This is a genomic window from Nocardioides sp. NPDC092400 (assembly GCF_040684155.1).
GTDB lineage: Bacteria > Actinomycetota > Actinomycetes > Propionibacteriales > Nocardioidaceae > Nocardioides.
Window position 1 is genome coordinate 562,642 of record NZ_JBFBFJ010000001.1, and the last position, 15,465, is coordinate 578,106.

General features: G+C 74.8%; 12 protein-coding genes. 9 read left to right on the plus strand and 3 right to left on the minus strand.

The genetic code is table 11. The annotated features are described in order from the left end of the window. The first annotated feature begins 20 nt into the window (after positions 1 to 20). The gene (locus AB0N29_RS02800; RefSeq protein WP_364863933.1) at positions 21 to 2,033 is read left to right on the plus strand and encodes a TIGR03960 family B12-binding radical SAM protein; all 2,013 of its coding nucleotides are present in this window, start codon (positions 21 to 23) and stop codon (positions 2,031 to 2,033) included. Between the two features lie 36 nt (positions 2,034 to 2,069). On the opposite strand, the gene AB0N29_RS02805 is transcribed toward AB0N29_RS02800, so the two are convergent. The 3 genes from AB0N29_RS02805 to AB0N29_RS02815 form a co-directional block, all read right to left on the minus strand. Further along, positions 2,070 to 3,422: a glycoside hydrolase domain-containing protein gene (locus tag AB0N29_RS02805; RefSeq protein WP_364863935.1), complete on the minus strand. Its 1,353-nt coding sequence runs from the start codon at positions 3,420 to 3,422 to the stop codon at positions 2,070 to 2,072. Positions 3,423 to 3,540: 118 nt separating this feature from the next. After that, positions 3,541 to 4,785, minus strand: coding sequence for an MFS transporter (locus tag AB0N29_RS02810; RefSeq protein WP_364863937.1), 1,245 nt, complete (start codon positions 4,783 to 4,785; stop codon positions 3,541 to 3,543). Continuing rightward, positions 4,782 to 5,798, minus strand: coding sequence for an endonuclease/exonuclease/phosphatase family protein (locus AB0N29_RS02815; RefSeq protein WP_302270400.1), 1,017 nt, complete (start codon positions 5,796 to 5,798; stop codon positions 4,782 to 4,784). Before AB0N29_RS02815 ends, AB0N29_RS02810 begins: the two co-directional genes overlap by 4 nt. 18 nt (positions 5,799 to 5,816) lie before the next feature. On the opposite strand from AB0N29_RS02815, the gene AB0N29_RS02820 reads away from it, so the two are divergent. The 8 genes from AB0N29_RS02820 (at position 5,817) to proB (ending at position 15,455) form a co-directional block, all read left to right on the plus strand. Continuing rightward, positions 5,817 to 6,968, plus strand: a complete 1,152-nt coding sequence (locus AB0N29_RS02820) for a winged helix DNA-binding domain-containing protein (protein WP_364863939.1) — start codon at positions 5,817 to 5,819, stop codon at positions 6,966 to 6,968. Next, positions 6,965 to 7,387 carry a DUF4190 domain-containing protein gene (locus tag AB0N29_RS02825; RefSeq protein WP_364863941.1) on the plus strand — a complete coding sequence of 141 codons (423 nt, stop codon included), beginning with the start codon at positions 6,965 to 6,967 and terminating at the stop codon, positions 7,385 to 7,387. The genes AB0N29_RS02820 and AB0N29_RS02825 overlap by 4 nt, the downstream gene beginning before the upstream one ends. A 9-nt stretch (positions 7,388 to 7,396) precedes the next feature. Beyond that, positions 7,397 to 8,125 (plus strand): TIGR03936 family radical SAM-associated protein, encoded by a 729-nt coding sequence (locus AB0N29_RS02830; RefSeq protein ID WP_364863943.1) that lies wholly within the window; start codon positions 7,397 to 7,399, stop codon positions 8,123 to 8,125. Between the two features lie 295 nt (positions 8,126 to 8,420). Continuing rightward, the gene (locus AB0N29_RS02835) at positions 8,421 to 11,897 is read left to right on the plus strand and encodes an Rne/Rng family ribonuclease (RefSeq protein ID WP_364863945.1); all 3,477 of its coding nucleotides are present in this window, start codon (positions 8,421 to 8,423) and stop codon (positions 11,895 to 11,897) included. A 188-nt stretch (positions 11,898 to 12,085) separates the two neighbouring features. Continuing rightward, positions 12,086 to 12,394: a 50S ribosomal protein L21 gene (rplU, locus tag AB0N29_RS02840; RefSeq protein WP_302270409.1), complete on the plus strand. Its 309-nt coding sequence runs from the start codon at positions 12,086 to 12,088 to the stop codon at positions 12,392 to 12,394. 43 nt (positions 12,395 to 12,437) lie between these two features. After that, positions 12,438 to 12,692: a 50S ribosomal protein L27 gene (rpmA, locus tag AB0N29_RS02845; protein WP_166189404.1), complete on the plus strand. Its 255-nt coding sequence runs from the start codon at positions 12,438 to 12,440 to the stop codon at positions 12,690 to 12,692. 113 nt (positions 12,693 to 12,805) lie between these two features. Then, on the plus strand, positions 12,806 to 14,335 hold the full coding sequence (obgE, locus tag AB0N29_RS02850) for a GTPase ObgE (protein WP_364863948.1): 1,530 nt from the start codon (positions 12,806 to 12,808) through the stop codon (positions 14,333 to 14,335). Further along, the gene (gene proB, locus AB0N29_RS02855; RefSeq protein ID WP_364863950.1) at positions 14,328 to 15,455 is read left to right on the plus strand and encodes a glutamate 5-kinase; all 1,128 of its coding nucleotides are present in this window, start codon (positions 14,328 to 14,330) and stop codon (positions 15,453 to 15,455) included. The genes obgE and proB overlap by 8 nt, the downstream gene beginning before the upstream one ends. The last annotated feature ends 10 nt before the right edge of the window (positions 15,456 to 15,465 follow it).

Consider the following 15,465-nt stretch of genomic DNA (forward strand, 5'->3'; position numbering starts at 1 on the left):
CGCCCTGCGAGAGGTCGCCCATGTCCGCCCCTGAGTCCGTCTTCCCGCGGCTCGAGCCCCGCCTCCCCTCGGTGTCCAAGCCGATCCAGTACGTCGGGGGCGAGCTCAACTCCACGGTCAAGGACTGGGACTGCGGCGCGGGCACCGAGGTCGGCGAGACCGTCCGCTGGGCCCTGATGTACCCCGACGCCTACGAGGTCGGGCTGCCCAACCAGGGCGTCCAGATCCTCTACGAGGTGCTCAACGAGCGCGACTGGATCGTGGCGGAGCGCACGTACGCCGTGTGGCCGGACATGGAGAAGGTCCTCCGCGAGGGCGACGAGCACGGCCCGATCCCGCAGTTCACCGTCGACGGGCACCGACCGGTCCGCGCCTTCGACGTGCTCGGCCTGAGCTTCTCCACCGAGCTCGGCTACACCAACATGCTCAACGCCCTCGACCTCGCCGGCATCCCGCTGCACGCGGCCGACCGCACCGGCGAGGACCCGGTCGTGCTGGCCGGCGGCCACGCGGCGTTCAACCCCGAGCCGATCGCGGACTTCCTCGACGCCGCCGTCCTCGGCGACGGCGAGGAGATCGTGCTCGCGATCTCCGAGGTCGTCCGGGAGTGGAAGGCCCAGGGCCGGCCCGCCGGCGACATGCCCAGCCCGCGCGACGAGCTGCTGCGCCGGCTCGCGGTCAGCGGCGGCGTCTACGTGCCGAAGTTCTACGACGTCGGCTACGGCGCCGACGGCGCCATCGCCGCGGTCGTGCCGAACGTCCCCGGCGTCCCGTACCGGGTCACCAAGCACACGCTGATGGACCTCGACGCGTGGCCGTACCCGGCCAAGCCGCTGGTGCCGCTGGCCGAGACCGTGCACGAGCGGTTCAGCGTGGAGATCTTCCGCGGCTGCACCCGCGGCTGCCGGTTCTGCCAGGCGGGCATGATCACCCGCCCCGTGCGCGAGCGCTCGATCGAGACGATCGGCGCGATGGTCGAGAACGGCATCCGCAGCTCCGGCTTCGAGGAGGTCGGCCTGCTCTCGCTCTCCAGCGCCGACCACACCGAGATCGGCGAGGTCGCCAAGGGCCTGGCGGACCGGTACGAGGGCCAGAACGTCTCGCTGTCGCTGCCCTCGACCCGCGTCGACGCGTTCAACATCAACCTGGCCAACGAGTTCTCCCGCAACGGTCGCCGCTCGGGGCTGACCTTCGCCCCCGAGGGCGGGTCGGAGCGGATGCGGAAGGTGATCAACAAGATGGTCACCGAGGAGGACCTCATCCGCACCGTCGCCGCGGCGTACTCCCACGGCTGGCGGCAGGTGAAGCTCTACTTCATGTGCGGCCTCCCGACCGAGACCGACGAGGACGTGCTGCAGATCGCCGACCTCGCCAAGCGCGTCATCGCCAAGGGCCGCGAGGTCTCCGGCCGCAACGACGTGCGCTGCACGGTGTCGATCGGCGGGTTCGTGCCCAAGCCGCACACGCCGTTCCAGTGGGCCGCGCAGCTGGACCACGAGACCACCGACGAGCGCCTGCGCAAGCTGCGCGACACCGTGCGGGAGGACAAGAAGTACGGTCGCGCGATCGGCTTCCGCTACCACGACGGCAAGCCCGGCATCATCGAGGGACTGCTCTCGCGCGGCGACCGTCGCGTCGGCGCGGTCATCGAGCAGGTCTGGCGCGACGGCGGCCGGTTCGACGGCTGGAGCGAGCACTTCTCCTACGACCGCTGGGTCGCCGCCGCCGAGCAGGCGCTGGGCGCCCTGGCCCCCGTCGAGGGCGGCGGCGTCGTCGACCTGGGCTGGTACACCACCCGTGAGCGCGGCTACGACGAGGTCCTGCCCTGGGACCACCTCGACTCCGGCCTGGACAAGGACTGGCTGTGGGCCGACTGGGAGGACGCCCTCGCCGTCGCCGACGGCTCCTCCGACGTCGAGGTCGAGGACTGCCGCTGGACGCCTTGCTACGACTGCGGCGTGTGCCCGGAGATGGGCACCGAGATCCAGATCGGCCCCACCGGGCGCCAGCTGCTCCCGCTCAGCGTCGTGTGAGGTCGGTCGGCCCGGGCACCGACCTGCCCGTAGGCGTCAGACCCGCCCGGCGCGCAGGGCGGTCCAGGTGTCGGCGGCGACGACACCGGTGACGGGCCGGCCGACCCGGCGCTGGTAGGTCGCCACCCAGCGGCTCGTGGCGTCGTCGAGGACACCGGTGACCCGGAGGTCGGCGGTGGTGGCGACGTTCAGCGCGCGCTGGAGGCGGCGTACGGCGTCCTCGGCGGAGCCCACCTTGAGCAGCGGGCCGGAGCCGGCGGCGAGCAGGCTGGTCCAGGTACGGCGGTCGACCCGGCCGGTGGCGGACAGGTCGCGGGCGCGCTGGTGCCCGCGCACGGCGGCCGCCACGTCGCGGTCGAAGCGGCCGTCGACCCGGCCGCGGTAGCTGCCGCGCTGCTTGAGCAGGCACTGCGCGGCCTCGACGACCGCGCCCCGGCGGCCCTTGGCGAGGGACGGGTAGTCGGCGCGGTCGAGGCGTACGCCGCCACACGCCCGCGGCGCGCGGGGAGCCACCGAGCCGCCGCCGACCTGCAGGAAGTTGCGGTCGATGGCCAGCGTGACGCCGCCGTAGGTCGCGCTCTGGTCGAGGGCGTACTGGTGCACGCGCTCCCCGGTCCAGCTGCCGGCGCGGACCTTGTCGGAGAACACCGTGTCGGCCCGACCGTTCGCCCAGGCGAACCACACCTGGTCGGGCATCTCGTAGGAGCCGGCGGAGAGGTTGTCGGCGTTGTCGAGGGCGTGGATGCCGTCCGCGATGTTGGAGTAGACGCCGGAGCGGTGGCCCAGGGCGTGCAGCCCGGAGGTCCAGCCCGACAGGAACCGCAGCGCGGAGCGCCGGCAGTCGGTGTCCTCGAGGTCGAAGCCGCCCTCGAGGTCGTACCAGAGGGTGCTGCCCCGGGCGATGCCGAGCGCGCGGGCCCGCTGCACGGCGGCCGCGGCCTCGACCCGGCCCTGGGCGTCGGCGGCGGCGTAGGCGTCCGTGGACGTGGGATCGATCCGGTCCGCGTAGCTGCTGCACGAGGCCTGGGGCCCGACCCAGAGGGGCAGCAGCCGCCAGCCCGCGGCCGTCTGCCGGCTCACCCAGGTCGCGTCGAGGTGCGGCTGGCCCGACGCCGGGTCGGCCGGGTCGGGCCGGCACGACATCGTCGAGCCGCCGAGGTAGACGCCCACGCCCCAGAACGGCGAGGACGTCAGCCAGGCGTCCATCTCCGACTGCGTGGGCGCGCACCGCGCGTCGAAGGCGTAGCCGGTGAAGGCGCCGGGCGCGGGCTCGGCCGCGGGGGCCGGTGCGGCGACGGACACGGTCGCGACGGTCGCCGCCAGCCCGGTGACGAGGCCGGTCAGGAGCGCGCGCAGCGCCCCCGTGCGTGGTCGGTGCGAAGCGGTCACGGACGTCTCCCGAGAGGTACGGCGTCGTGCGGCTCCCGACGGCCTGACCGCACCCTACGACGTGACCGGCGCCTCAGGCAGCCGGAGGCCGCAGCGGACGCGGCGCCCGCCCTCCGGGTCACCGGTGCAGCTGGTCCTCGATCGCCCGCGGCTTGGCGACGTACGTCGCCACGAGCGCCAGCGGCAGGCTCAGCACGAGCAGCACCACCACCGGCAGGTCCCACCCACCGCTCGCGTCGTGGACCACGCCGATGGCGAAGGGCCCGGCCGCGGCCAGCAGGTAGCCGGCCGACTGGGTGAACGCGGAGAGCGCGGCGGTGCCGCCCGGGGTCCGGGCCCGCAGGCCGACGAGGGTGAGGATCAGCGGGAAGGTGCAGCAGCCGGTGCCGACGAGCACGGCCCACAGCGGTGCCAGGGAGTACGGCGCGACGAGCAGGCCGAGGTAGCCGACCGGGTAGCAGGCGATGACCGCGAGCAGGACGGTCAGGGGGTTCTCGCGAGCGGCCAGGAGCCGGGGCAGCCACAGCGACAGCGGGATGCTGACCGCGGCCACCAGGGCGACCAGCAGGCCCGCCGCGGTGGGGGACCAGCCGCTGTCGCGCCACAGCTGGGCGAACCAGCCGAACACGGCGTACGCCTGCAGCGACTGGAGGCCGAAGAAGAGCGCCATCGCCAGGCCGAGGGGCGTCCGCGCGACCTCGGCGTACCGCACCGCGCGCGTGCCGGGCTCGCCGGCGGGCCGGCGGTCGTGCGCGACCAGGCCGAGCCAGGGCAGCGCCGCGACCAGTGCGAGGACCGCCCAGAGCCCCAGTCCCGTCCGCCAGCCGCCGAAGGCCTCGGCGACCGGGACCGTCAGGGCCAGGGAGGCGGTCAGGCCGACGGCGAGCGCGGTCGTGTACGCCGCAGTCATCGCCCCGATCCGGTCGGGGAAGTGCAGCTTGACCAGCGACGGCAGCAGCACGTTGGCCATCGCCATGCCGGCCACGGCCAGCAGGGACAGGCCAAGGAAGACCGTCTCGCTGCCGGTGACCGCGCGACCCAGCAGGCCCCCGCCCACGGCGAGCAGCGCCAGCAGCGTCACCCGGTGCAGGCCGACCGCGCGGGCGGCGGTGGGGGCGAACGCGCCGAAGACCGCGAACGCCAGCACGGGCAGCGAGGTGAGCAGGCCCGCGGTCGCGCCGGACATGCCGAACGCGTCGCGCACCTCGTCGAGCACCGGCCCGACGCTCACCGCGGCCGGTCGCAGGTTCAACGAGAGCAGCAGGACGCCGACGAGCAGCAGGGGCGCGGCGAGCGCGGCGGTACGTCGCGGGCCGGCGCCTCCGGTGCTCGTGGTGCCGCGGGTCGTCTGCGGCGCGGTCACTGCCCGCACCCGGGGCGAGGGACGTCGAAGCTGACGCGCACGGCGCGGTGGTCGCTGATCGCCGAGCGCAGCACCTGGGCGCTGGTCGGGAGGAGGTGGGGGGAGTGGAGCACGTAGTCAATCCTGCGCCTCGGCACCCGCGGCGGGACCGTCAGCCCCTCCCCGCTGCCCACGACCGGCCACGGATCCAGGGCGAAGGACCGCGCGACGGCCATCGCCGGGGAGTCCGGCGTGGCGTTGAGGTCGCCGCCGAGGAGGAACGGCGTCGAGGCGCCCGAGGCCGCGGCGACCATCCGGCGCACCGCTCGCAGCTGTGCGATGCGGATCGTGCCGCGGGTGTGCTGCAGGTGGGTGCCGTAGACGTCGATCCCGCGGCCGTCGAGGTCGAGGGTCGCGCGCAGCAGCCCGCGCTGCTCCTGGCCGGGCCGGCGGGGGAGGAGCCGGTTCTCCCAGCGGCGCACCGGCAGCCGGCTCAGCAGCGCGGTGCCGTACTCCGAGCGGGGGGCACCGCGGCGCTCGGGCGCGCGGACGACGTTGCGACCGAAGACGACGTTCATGCCCAGGCGGGTGCCCAGCCAGGTCGGCTCGTCGACGAACCGTGACCGCGCGCGGAACCGGTCGACCTCCTGCACCAGGACGACGTCGGCGTCCCACGCCTCGATCTCGCGGGCGACGCGCTCCAGGTCGAGGCCACCGCCGCCGAGCCCGCCGTGGATGTTGAACGTCAGCGCCACCAGCCGGTCCGGGCGCGGGTCGGTGCAGGTCTGGGTGGGCTCGGTGGGCAGCGTCGGCAGCCCCGTGGGCCCGCCGGACGGCCCGGACGGCCCGACGGTGGGACCACCGGAGGGACCCGTGGCGGAGGGTCCGGTCGGCTCCGGGATGCCGCTCGGTCCGCCGGTCGGGGAGCCCGGGGGACCGTCGGGCACGCGGTCGGGGGAGGGCCACAGGACGACGAGCGCCACGATCGTCGCGAGGGCGACGAGGGCGAACAGCCCGTGCACCCAGCGACTCACGTGGGCAGGATAGGCGCCGTGCGCCACGTGACCGACGACGAACGACGGGCGCGCCTCGGGCTCCGCCACGGCCTCGTGCCGTCCGCGCGGGCGGCGGACGTCGAGACGGCCACCGCCGCCATGACCGTCCTGCACTCGACCGAGCCGGCGACGCCGTACCTCTCGATGTGGGCGCGCGTCGACGCGTTCGCCCGCACCGACCTGGACCGGGCGCTCGAGGCGGACCGCAGCCTGGTCAAGCAGCTGGCGATGCGGCGCACCCTGTTCGTCTTCCCGCGCGACCTGCTGCCGGCGGCGTGGGGGAGCGCGGCGGCACGGGTGGCGGCCACCGAGCAGGCGCGCGTCGCCAAGGACGTCGTGCTCGAGGGGATCGCGACCGACGGCGGCTCCTGGCTGCGCTCGGCGCGCTCGGACCTGCTCGCGCTGCTCGCAGCACGGCCCGACGGGCTGACCGCGGCCGAGCTCCGCGCGGCGCTGCCGGCCCTCGGTGGCTCCACCCTCGTCTCGCGCGTGCTGGCCGGGCTCGGCGCCTCCGCCCACGTCGTGCGCGGCACCAACACCCAGCACTGGCGGGTGTCGCGGCCGCGCTGGACCCTCATGGAGCACTGGCTCGGGGAGCTGCCGGCCCCGCTCCCGCCCGCGGAGGGGTACGCCGAGCTGGTGCGGCGCTGGCTGTGGACCTTCGGGCCCGGCACGGAGGTGGACCTCGTCTGGTGGCTCGGCTCGACCAAGGCGGCGGCGCGTGCGGCCCTCGCGGACCTGGCCGCGGTCCAGGTGCGCCTCGACGGCGGCGGCACGGGCTGGCTGCTGCCCGGGGACCTCGACCCGGTCGCCACCCCGGAGGACTGGGTGGCGCTGCTCCCGGTGCTCGACCCGACGGTGATGGGCTGGAAGGAGCGCGGCTGGTACCTGGGCCCGCACGCCCCGCTGCTCTTCGACCGCAACGGCAACGCCGGCACCACCGCCTGGTGGGACGGGCGCGTCGTCGGCTGCTGGGTGCAGGACCCCGCGGGGCGGGTGCACGTCCGGCTCGTCGAGGACGTGCCCGCAGCCGTCCGCGCGCGGCTCGACCTCGAGGCGGAGCGGTTGACCGCCTGGCTGGCGGGGGAGCGTGTGGGCACCGTCTACCCCTCGCCGGCCATGCGACCGGTCCTGGAGGAGCTGCTGTGACCCAGCCACCGCCGTACCAGCCACCGCCGCACCCCGCCTGGACGCCGCAGCCCCCGCCGCCGGTCCCCGGCCGCGCGACGGCAGCGCTCGTCCTCGGGGTCCTCTCGCTCACCTGCCTGGGCTTCCTGAGCGGCATCCCCGCGATGGTGCTGGGCCGTTCGGCGGGCCGCGAGATCGCTGCGTCCGGCGGCCGCCTGGGAGGTGACGGCATCGCCACCGCCGGCTTCGTCACCGGCCTCGTCGGCACGCTGCTGTCCGCGCTGGCGCTCCTGGCCCTGGTGGGCATGTTCGTGCTGCTCGGCGTGACCTTCGACCGGAACCTGGACCGCCTCGAGGAGATCGAGCGGACGCCCGCGCCGAGCTGCAGTCCCGGGTCGGGCCCGTTCGCCGATCCCCTGCTCGAGGACTGCCGGCCGTAGGATCCGCGGGTGCGTCAGCAGCCCGAGCAGCAAGCCCCGCCGGTCCAGCGGCTGCGGATCCGGTACGCCAAGCGCGGCCGGCTGCGGTTCACCAGCCACCGCGACTTCAGCCGCGCCTTCGAGCGCGCGGTGTTCCGCGCCCGCATCCCCATGGCGTACTCCTCCGGCTTCAACCCGCACCCGCGCATCTCGTACGCCGGTGCGGCACCGACCGGGTCGGCGAGCGAGGCCGAGTACCTCGAGATCGGGCTCGCGGCGGTCCTGGACCCCGCCGACGTCCACGTCAGCCTGGAGGAGGCCCTGCCCTCCGGGCTCGACGTCCTCGAGGTCGTGGAGTCGCCCGGCGGCTCCCTCGCGGACCTGCTCGAGGGCAGCCACTGGTGGGCAGACGTCGCCGCCCAGCCGATGGAGGCGGCGACCGCGGTCGACGCGTTCCTCGCCACCGGGTCGGTGGTCGTCGAGCGGATGACCAAGAAGGGACTGCGGGAGCTGGACTGCCGGGTCCCCGTGGTCTCGCTCGTCGCCGGGCCCGCGCCGGAGGGTTCCCCGGCCGGCGCGCGGCTCGACCTGGTGCTGCGACACGCCGTGCCGTCGATCCGTCCCGACGACGTCCTGAGCGGACTCGCCCAGGTCTCGGCGCTGGCGGTCGGCCCGGCGCCACTGCTCACCCGGGTCGCCCAGGGCCCGCTCGACGAGACCACCGGGGAGATCGGCGACCCGCTGCGCGCGCGGGCATGACCGCATCGCAGGTGTGGTGTGCGATACTCGGCAACGGTCGACCCCGTCGACCCGACGACGTTCTCGCCTGGTCCGCAGCCTGCGGGCCGGCACGGTGGGTGCAGGTCGTCGCCAGACCGCGACGCGGCCGTGACAGGGCCCAGCGACCGCGGCAGGTGACTCCCCGCTCCCAGTGACGCACACCGCGGAGGGTGTCGCCGCCACCGAAGGCTTTGCGCCGTCGACCTTGAGCACGCGGGTCCGCGGCGTCTGACCGCCCGGCCGCCCTGCGGGGAGCCGGGCCGAGGAGCAGCACATGGCTGACGACGACCTGCAGGTCGCCCCCACCGACACCACCGTGGGCACCACCCCCGGCGCCGTCCCGGGGGACACCCCCGAGGGCGACGCCGCGCCGGCGCGCAAGACCGCCGCGCGCAAGAGCGCGGCGAAGAAGGCGCCCGCCGCGAAGAAGGCGACGGCGGCCAAGACCACCGCCGCCAAGAAGACCACCGCCAAGCGGACCGCCAAGAAGGCAGCGGTCGCCGCCGAGGCCGAGCTCCCGATCGCGGACGCCGCTCCGGTCGAGGCGCCCGGCGACGCTCCGGTCGACGTCGCGCCCGAGGCGGTCGACGCGGTCGGCACCGAGGTGGCTGCCGAGGCGGGCGAGGCGCCGCCGGCGAAGAAGGCGGCCGCCAAGCGCACCGCGAAGAAGACCACGGCCAAGAAGGCCAGCACGCGCAAGACGGCCGCCGCCAAGGCCGCCGACGCCGACGCGCCCGTCGAGCAGCCCGCCGACCAGGCGCCGGCCGAGCCGACCGCCGAGCCCGCGACCGAGGCGGCCCGCAGCGCCGCCGTACCGCTCTTCCAGGCGCCCGAGCCCGTCAAGGCGCCGGCACGCCGTACCCGCAAGAAGGCCGTCGCCGCCCCGGCGCCGGTCGCCGAGGTCGAGGACGAGACCGTCGACGGCGCGGCCGCCGGCGAGACCGAGGCCGAGCTGACCGAGGTCGCCCCCGGCGAGCCGACGGTCGAGCCGCCCGCGGACGCCGACGACAGCGAGGACGACACCGAGTCGGGCACCGACACCGACGACGCGGACACCGAGTCGGACAGCGAGTCGGACACCGACGAGGACCAGGACCAGGACCAGGACCAGGACCAGGACGGCGAGGGTGGCGGCAACGGCCGTCGTCGGCGCCGTCGCGGCGGTCGCCGCCGTCGCAAGTCCGGCGGGGGCGGCAACGGTGAGTCCGGCGAGGGCGGCTCCGAGGCCACCGCCGAGGACGACGAGGCCCCGGCGGCCGGCCGCAACCAGCGCGGCAGGGGCCAGGGCGGGCAGTCCGGGAACGGCTCCGGCGACACGTCGGGCGACAAGTCCGGCGATGCCTCCGGCCAGGCCGAGGACGAGACGTCCGAGCAGGGCAAGGACGAGCCGGAGTCCGGCGAGGGCTCCTCCTCGCGGCGCCGCCGGCGTCGCCGCCGCTCGGGCGAGGGCGGGGACGCCAACGAGGGCGGCGAGGACTCGGAGAAGACCGTCACGCGGGTCCGCCAGGGCCGCACCGGCGAGGACCAGATCACCGCGGTCTCCGGCTCCACCCGCCTCGAGGCCAAGAAGCAGCGCCGTCGCGAGGGCCGCGAGGCCGGCCGCCGCCGTGCGCCGATCGTGAGCGAGGCCGAGTTCCTGGCCCGCCGCGAGGCCGTCGACCGGGTCATGGTCATCCGCCAGCGCGACGAGCTCACCCAGATCGGCGTGCTCGAGGACAAGGTGCTCGTCGAGCACTACGTCGCCCGCGAGTCGCAGACCTCGCTGATCGGCAACGTCTACCTCGGTCGCGTCCAGAACGTCCTGCCCTCGATGGAGGCGGCGTTCATCGACATCGGCAAGGGCCGCAACGCGGTGCTCTACGCCGGCGAGGTCAACTGGTCCGCGCTCGGCCACCGCGAGGGCCAGCCCCGCAAGATCGAGTCGGTGCTCTCCTCGGGCCAGTCGGTGCTCGTCCAGGTCACCAAGGACCCGATCGGCCACAAGGGCGCCCGGCTGACCAGCCAGGTCAGCCTCGCCGGCCGGTTCCTGGTCTACGTGCCCGACGGCACCACCAGCGGCATCTCCCGCAAGCTGCCCGACACCGAGCGCGGCCGCCTCAAGGCGCTGCTCAAGGAGATCGTCCCCGACACCGCCGGGGTGATCGTGCGGACCGCCGCCGAGGGCGCCAGCGAGGACGAGCTGACCCGCGACGTCGAGCGGCTCAAGGCGCGCTGGGAGGACATCGAGAAGAAGGCCAAGGGCAGCGCCCCGCAGCTGCTGTACGGCGAGCCGGACCTGACCCTCAAGGTGGTCCGCGACCTGTTCACCGAGGACTTCTCCCGGCTCGTCATCGAGGGCCAGGACGCCTGGGACACCGTGCAGGGCTACGTCCAGCACGTCGCCCCGGACCTCGCCGAGCGGCTGGAGCGCTACGAGCCCTCCGAGCACGACGGCAAGGACGTCTTCGCCGCCCACCGGGTCGAGGAGCAGATCGCCAAGGCGCTCGACCGCAAGGTCTGGTTGCCCTCCGGCGGGTCGCTGATCATCGACCGCACCGAGGCGATGACGGTCATCGACGTCAACACCGGCAAGTTCACCGGCTCCGGGGGCAACCTCGAGGAGACGGTCACCAAGAACAACCTGGAGGCGGCCGAGGAGGTCGTGCGCCAGCTCCGGCTGCGCGACATCGGCGGCATCATCGTCGTCGACTTCATCGACATGGTCCTGGAGTCCAACCGCGACCTGGTGCTGCGCCGCCTCGTCGAGTGCCTGGGCCGCGACCGCACGCGCCACCAGGTCGCCGAGGTGACCTCGCTCGGGCTCGTGCAGATGACCCGCAAGCGCATCGGCACCGGCCTGGTCGAGTCGTTCTCGGAGAACTGCGAGCACTGCCAGGGACGCGGCGTGGTCATCCACGACGCGCCCGTCGAGGCCCGCAAGGGTGCCGAGGACGAGGGTCGCGGTCGCAGCGGCCGTCGCCGCGGCGGCAAGGGCCGGGGCGACGACGACCAGCAGCAGGGGTCGGGCAAGCAGAACGGCGGCCAGAACGGCGGCCAGCACGGTGGCCAGGACGGCGGCGCGAAGGTGCCGACGCCGGCGGAGCTCGCCGCGATGGCGCGCCACGACGAGAAGCAGGCCGACCAGAAGCAGGCCGACCAGAAGCAGGCCGACCAGAAGCAGGCCGACCAGAAGCAGGCCGACGTCCCGGCGCGGGTCGAGCCGACGGCCGACCCCGCGAAGCAGCCGGCCGCCGAGCAGGCCCCGGAGCAGACCGCGGAGCAGACCGCTGGGCAGACCGCTGAGCCGGCACCCGAGCCCGCTGCGGAGGCACCTGCCGTGCCGCTCGACCAGGCGCCGGCCGAGCCGGCGGCACCCCGGGTGGTGACCCGCACCCGTCGCCGCTCGGCCAGCCGTCCGGCCGGGCAGCCCGCCGCCGTCACGGTGAGCGAGCCGGTCTCGATCAGCGAGCCGGCCTCCCCGGAGGCCCCGGCCACCGCCGAGGCCGTCGAGCCGCTCGAGACGGCCCCGGCGACGCCGGTGGAGACGCCGCCCCCGCCGCGTGTGGTGACCCGCACGCGCGGTCGCAGCGCCACCCGTCCGGCCGGTCCGCCCGCAGGGGCCCAGGCCGGCGGCGGCGCCGCCGTGGACGGCGCCGCGGCCACCGATGGCCAGGCCTCCGGCCAGGACTCCGGCCAGGACTCCGGCCAGGACGTGGACGACTCCTCGGTCGAGGCCGTGCCCGTGAAGAAGCGGAGCCCGCGCAAGCGCTGACCGTGCAGGCCACGGAGGGTGGGGCGGCGTACCGGCGTTTTGCGGTCGTCGCCCCACGTCCGTACTATTGACCCTCGGTGCGCGCTTCCCAGTGCGCCCTCTCTCCGTGCGGCGCGCCAGCGTGCGTGCCCGGAGACCCGAACGCAGTGCCCAGAGACATCGAGCAGAGACCGACGAAGGAGACCGCGGTGTACGCGATCGTGCGCGCAGGCGCCAAGCAGCAGAAGGTTGCCGTGGGCGACGTCATCGAGATCGACAAGGTCGCGACGGCCGCCGGTGACTCCCTCACCCTCCCCGTCGTGCTCGTGGTCGACGGCGAGACCGTCACCTCCGACTCCGCCAAGCTCGGCGGCGCCTCGGTGACCGCCGAGGTCGTCGGTGCCACCAAGGGCCCGAAGATCATCATCCAGAAGTACAAGAACAAGACCGGCTACAAGAAGCGCCAGGGTCACCGCCAGAAGTACACCCAGGTCAAGGTCACCGACATCTCCCTCTGAGCCCCGCGCTCTCAGGTCAGCAACCCACACCCAAGGACACGACATGGCACACAAGAAGGGCGCGGCGTCGACCAAGAACGGTCGCGACTCCAACGCGCAGCGTCTGGGCGTCAAGCGCTTCGGCGGCCAGGCCGTCAACGCCGGCGAGATCATCGTCCGCCAGCGCGGCACCCACTTCCACCCGGGCAGCGGCGTCGGCCGTGGCGGCGACGACACGCTGTTCGCGCTCGTTCCCGGTGCGGTCGAGTTCGGCACCCGCCGTGGTCGTCGCGTCGTGAACATCGTCCCGGGCGAGTGACCTGAGGCGACACATCGTCGGCCGGTCTCGCACCGGCCACCGTAGGGCGCCCCGGATCCGGGGCGCCCTTCGTCATTTCTCCCCGGCACACCGCCACAGAAGTAGGTAGACCCATGGCCGTCCCCACATTCGTCGACCGCGTGACCCTGCACGTCGCAGCCGGGCGCGGTGGGAACGGCGTCGCGTCCGTCCACCGCGAGAAGTTCAAGCCGCTCGGCGGGCCCGACGGCGGCAACGGCGGGCCCGGCGGCTCGGTCATCCTGCGCGTCGACCCGCAGATCACCACGCTCGTCGAGTACCACCACAGCCCCAAGCGCCGCGCCGAGCACGGCGGGCAGGGAGCGGGCGCCCACCGCAACGGCGGCCACGGCGCCGACCTGGTGCTCCCGGTGCCCGACGGCACCGTGGTGAGCCTGCGCGACGGAACGGTGCTGGCCGACCTCGTCGGCGGCGGCACCGAGCTGGTCATCGCCCAGGGCGGCCGCGGCGGCCTCGGCAACGCCGCGCTGGCCAGCAGCAAGCGCAAGGCGCCCGGCTTCGCCCTGCTCGGCGAGCCCGGCGAGGAGCTCGACATCGTGCTCGAGCTCAAGGTCGTGGCCGACATCGGCCTGGTCGGCTTCCCGAGCGCCGGCAAGTCCAGCCTGATCGCCGCGATCTCCCGGGCGCGCCCGAAGATCGCCGACTACCCGTTCACGACGCTGGTGCCGAACCTCGGCGTGGTCACGGCCGGCGACACGACGTTCACCGTCGCCGACGTGCCGGGCCTGATCGAGGGCGCCAGCGAGGGCCGCGGCCTGGGCCACGACTTCCTGCGCCACATCGAGCGCTGCGCGGCGATCGTCCACGTCATCGACACCGCCACCATCGAGCCGGGTCGCAACCCGGTGGACGACCTCGACGTCATCGAGAACGAGCTGAGCCGGTACGGCGGCCTCGAGGACCGGCCGCGCCTCGTCGCGCTCAACAAGGTCGACGTCCCCGACGGCTCCGACCTCGCCGACATCACCATCGAGGACCTGCGTGCGCGCGGCCTCACCGTCCTCCCCGTCTCGGCCGCCTCGGGCGCCGGGCTGCGCGAGCTGACCTTCGCGATGGCCGCGATCGTCGAGGCGTCCCGCGCCGCCACGCCGGTGGCCGAGACCAAGCGGATCGTGCTGCGCCCGGCCGGTGCCGACGGCGGCGACGACTTCACCATCACCGCGACCCACGACGGCTGGCGGGTGCGCGGCACCAAGCCGGAGCGCTGGGTCCGCCAGACCGACTTCAGCAACGACGAGGCCGTCGGCTTCCTCGCCGACCGGCTCAACCGCCTCGGCGTCGAGGACCGGCTCGTCAAGCTCGGCGCGGAGGAGGGCGACACCGTCCTCATCGGCCACCCCGACAACGCGGTCGTCTTCGACTTCAAGCCCGGGATGGAGGCCGGCGCGGAGATGCTCGGCCGCCGCGGCGAGGACCAGCGCTTCGACGAGTCCCGGCCCGCCGCCCGCCGTCGCCGCGCGATCGACGAGCTGATGGACGACCGCGTCGAGGGCGAGACCCGCGCCGACGTCGCCCGCCGGCTGGACCGGCCGGCCGGCCCCACGTCGTACGAGATCGGGACCGCGGAGGACCCCGACTGGGCCGAGGACGACCCGGGTGAGTGAGGCGCCGTCCAGCAGGGCGGAGGTGACCGGTGCCCGCCGCGTGGTGGTCAAGGTCGGCTCCTCCTCGCTGACCACCGCCGCCGGCGGCATCGACCCCGAGCGGGTCAGCCGCCTCGTCGACGTGCTCGCCGCGGTCCGCGCGCGCGGCGCGGAGATCGTGCTGGTCTCCTCCGGCGCGATCGCGGCCGGCCTCGCGCCGCTGGGCCTGCGCACCCGCCCCCGCGGCCTGGCCGCCCAGCAGGCCGCAGCGTCGGTGGGCCAGGGGCTGCTCGTGCACCGCTACACCGAGGAGCTCGCCCGGCACGGCGTCGTCGCCGGGCAGGTGCTGCTCACGGTGCACGACGTGACCCGTCGCGCGCACTACCGCAACGCCCACCAGACGCTCGCGAAGCTCCTCGAGCTCGGGGTGCTGCCGATCGTCAACGAGAACGACACGGTCGCCACCACCGAGATCCGCTTCGGCGACAACGACCGGCTGGCCGCGCTGGTCGCCCACCTGGTCCACGCCGACCTGCTGGTCCTGCTCTCCGACGTCGACGGGCTGTACGACGCCGCGCCCTCGGTGCCGGGCAGCCGGCTGCTCGGCGACGTGGTCTCCGAGGCCGACCTGGCCGCGGTCGACATCGGCGGCACCGGCTCGGCCGGCGTCGGCACCGGTGGGATGCAGACCAAGGTCGAGGCCGCCCGGATCGCCACCGGCGCCGGCGTCCCCGTCGTGCTCACCTCCGCCGACCGGGCCGGCGACGCGCTGGCCGGCGACCGGGTCGGCACGCTCTTCCACGCCACCGGGCGCCGTCGCCCGACCCGGCTGCTGTGGCTGGCGCACGCGACCGAGCCGCTCGGCTCGCTCGTGCTCGACGCGGGTGCGGTGCGGGCCGTGGTCGAGCGGCGGGCCTCGCTCCTGGCGGCCGGTGTCACCGGGGTGACCGGCACCTTCCAGGCCGGTGACCCGGTCGACGTGGTCGGGCCCGACGGCGTCGTCGTGGGGCGCGGCCTGGTCAACTTCGACTCCGAGGAGCTCCCCGACCTGCTGGGGCGGTCCTCGCGCGAGCTCGCGCAGGAGCTCGGCGCGGCGTACGAGCGCGAGGTCGTCCACCGCGACGACCTCGTCCTGGTCTGACGTGGTCCGT